Genomic DNA, 3,184 nt, shown 5'->3' on the forward strand with positions numbered 1-3,184 from the left:
GGCAGCACCCCGGCGTGGTTGGCCACCACCAATGCGGCACCGGTGGTGGGCAGGTTCTCGATGCCGCTGACTTCGACCCGAAACCATGACCGGAAGAAGAACCTCAGCAAAGGCCGCACGATCGCGTCGTTGAAGTGCGGATCGAAGCCGAATTCGTCGACGCTGTAGTCGCCGGTCAGCCGCTGGCGCATGAACGCGGCGACGGACGCGACCCGCTGGGCCAACTCGGTGGACGGCGCCGCAGTCTCCGCAGCGGCATCGCGGCGACGCTGATCGATTTCACTGACAACGGCGGCGATCTGCTCGGCCGACGCCCGGCTATCGGGATCGGAGAGCAGCGAGGGATGCCGACGTGACGACGCGGTGCGCTGGCCGGCGCGGCGCTGTGCCGCTGCACGACTCGGATTCGTGTGCAGCGGAATCACTTTCGCCTTGGAATCGCCCGCCACGATATTTACCTTCCCCCCACCCTTAAAACACTCGTGACCGACTGCTCAAACCGCTGGGCTGCCGACACGGCCCGACCCTCCAAGGAGCGTACCAACTCCGGTTTAATAATGGGAGTGAGAGCTCGCCCGCGAATGTAGTCGTCGAACGCTTCAGCCGTCGTCCACTTCGGGTGGTAGTCAAGTTCTTTACGCATTCTGGTCGTGTCCATCACCCGACCGAAGCTCAGATAGGCGAGTTGTTCGCGATTGATTTCGGTGTAGCGATTAGCTCGTCTCAGCGAATCCAGCGCCCACAGCCCGAATCCGGGCACAGGCAGCGGGATGCGGCCCGCCCGGCGAATCGCCTGCGAAAGCATGATGATGCCGTCAGCGCCGATGTTGAACGTGCCCGGCCGTCCGGCCAGCGCGGCGCGCTCCAGCGCGCCCAGCGCGTCTTGCTCATGAAGCAATTGCAAGCGCGCGTCGCGTCCGACGATGGTCGGCACCAGCGGTCCGGCCAGGTAGCGCGACAGCGTGGTGTCCATGGCAGGCCCAATCAAGTTGGCCAACCGCAAGATGGTGACCGCGATATCGGGCCGGCGCCGGCCCAGGCCGCGCGCGTAACCCTCGATATCGATGCTGTCTTTAGGGAAACCTTGGCGGAAGGGGCGGCGGCTGCTGCTGTCCTCAGTGAACACCACCGGGTCATGTGCGCTGGAGCCGTAAACCTCCGAGGTGGACTTCAGCACGACGCGGCGCACCGACGGCGCCTTCTGGCAGGCCGCGAACAACTGCATCGCGCCCATCACGTTGATTTCTTTCAGCGCCGCGCCACCACCGGACCGCGGCGAGAACGAGGCCGCCGCCGCATGCACCACGGTGTCGACGTCGCCGTTTCGAATCACTTTGGCGATAAACGGGTTGCGGATGTCGGCGCGGACGAACTCGGCTCTGCCCATCCGGCGCAGCATGTCCTTGCTGGGCGCGATCGCGTCGACCGCGATGACCCGGTTAATCAACGGGTTTTGCGCCAGCCGCGCGGTCAGGTAGCCGCCCAGGAACCGGCACGCGCCTGTGACCAGCACGACTTTCGGATAGTGCACGGTGTCGCTGCCCGCGCCGTTTTTTGTGCTTGCGTCTCGGTCCATTCGGTTACCTGTAGGGCCAGTGTGACCGTCCGCCGAATCCACCCCGTTAGCCTAGCGGGCCACAGATACCACGGCGTTACTGCAAAGTGAAGCTGCGCGCGCGGGGAGTTTACTTACCGAGTTTTCTGCGCTGCACCCGCGTGCGACGCAGCAGTTTGCGGTGCTTCTTTTTCGACATCCGTTTGCGCCGCTTCTTGATTACTGAACCCATGACCCCGCTATCTCAGTCCGCCTATGCCGACACGTGAAATGACCCGCACACTTTACCGGCTGACGGCATGCAGCAAAAAATCGGCGGGGCCACCCGAAAGCGACCGGCCGTGCGACGACGCCGCGATGCGATCAGCCGGCGTCGAAGTAGGAGGTTTCCAGCATGTCGTGCACGGCCTTGGCGTGCACCCGGAAGGAGCGCCCGACCCGTACCGCCGGCAGCTCGCCGTTGTGCACCAGCCGATAGACGGTCATCTTGCTGACCCGCATCAGCGCCGCCACTTCGGCCACTGTGAGAAATTGAGTTCTTGGCTGCTGGGTATCGGGGGAACCGGTGTCCCGTGTCGATTTACCGCCAGCTGAATCCCGCGCCGATGGCCCGTTTATAGACGTCATCGCAACCCAATCAGTCAGGCCCGTGCAGTCCCACCGGCTTCCCCTCCGCTGGCACCCACACGTGCATACAGAGAGGAGAATAGCGGGACTAGTGGGGTTACTGCGACGGGTGTGGGAAAATCTATGGAAATTGCCGAATTACTCTGATGTGATTCTTAGCTGTTCAGCGCGGGTTTTCGCGGCCTGTACCGCCCCGTCGACCGCTGCTCGCAAGCCCCGGCGTTCCAGTTCCCGCAGCGCAGCAGCCGTGGTGCCCCCGGGCGAGGTAACCGTCGCCCGCAGCTGCGCCGCGGTGGTATCCACCCGCAAGTCGCTGGGCGCATCGTCAGCGCCCTGCCGCTCCTGGTGCATCCGCTCCAGCAGCATCGCGGCCGACCCGGCCATCGTCTGCGCCGCCAGCTCAGTGGCCACCGACCGGCTCAAACCGACTCCGACGCCGGCGTCGACCAACGCTTCGACCATCAGAAAGAAATACGCCGGTCCAGAACCCGACACCGCGGTCACGGCATCGAGTTGCGTCTCGGGGACAGTGAGCACGCCTCCGACGGAATCGAACAGCGCGGACACCTCTTCCAGCTGTTGGGGTGTGGCGAAGCGGCCCTTGGCCAGCGCGCTCACCCCGGCGCCGACCAGCGACGGCGCGTTGGGCATCGCACGGATGACGGGGGTGCCGGCCGGCAGCCGCGATTCGAAGTGCTGGATCGTGACGCCCGCCGCGACCGTCACGAAAACCTGGTCGCCGGAATCGCTTTCGGCCTCGGCGGCCGCTTGTGCGATTTCGCCGATCACCGATTCGACGTCGGCGGGTTTGACGGCGACGATGACGAATGTCGCACTCTGCACGGCATCGTTTACTGAGGTCACCAGCACGGAGTATGTCTCAGCGAGGTAGCGGGCCCGCTCGGGAATCCGTTCAGCCACCACCAGGTCTTTGACCTGCCTGCCGGCCCGCAACAGCCCGGACAGCAAGGCTTCGCCGATACTGCCGCCGCCGATAATCGC

At 64.7% G+C, this 3,184-nt stretch carries 4 protein-coding genes and 1 pseudogene; all 5 read right to left on the bottom strand.

Features of this window, described 5'->3' with window-relative positions; all coding sequences use genetic code 11:
- Positions 1-449, bottom strand: a pseudogene (locus VFA16_RS05445) (hypothetical protein); the annotation flags it as partial.
- Positions 450-454: 5 nt separating this feature from the next.
- The gene (locus VFA16_RS05450) at positions 455-1,576 is read right to left on the bottom strand and encodes an SDR family oxidoreductase (RefSeq protein WP_324966836.1); all 1,122 of its coding nucleotides are present in this window, start codon (positions 1,574-1,576) and stop codon (positions 455-457) included.
- Positions 1,577-1,685: 109 nt separating this feature from the next.
- A complete protein-coding gene (locus tag VFA16_RS05455; protein ID WP_003402602.1) occupies positions 1,686-1,787 on the bottom strand; it encodes a 30S ribosomal protein bS22 in 102 nt (33 codons plus the stop codon).
- 131 nt (positions 1,788-1,918) lie between these two features.
- The gene (locus tag VFA16_RS05460) at positions 1,919-2,182 is read right to left on the bottom strand and encodes a helix-turn-helix domain-containing protein (protein WP_324966837.1); all 264 of its coding nucleotides are present in this window, start codon (positions 2,180-2,182) and stop codon (positions 1,919-1,921) included.
- A 138-nt stretch (positions 2,183-2,320) separates the two neighbouring features.
- On the bottom strand, positions 2,321-3,184 hold an 864-nt coding region (gene proC / locus VFA16_RS05465), incomplete at its 5' end, for a pyrroline-5-carboxylate reductase (protein ID WP_324966838.1).

The sequence above is a fragment of the Mycobacterium sp. genome, from assembly GCF_035653355.1.
Lineage (GTDB): Bacteria > Actinomycetota > Actinomycetes > Mycobacteriales > Mycobacteriaceae > Mycobacterium.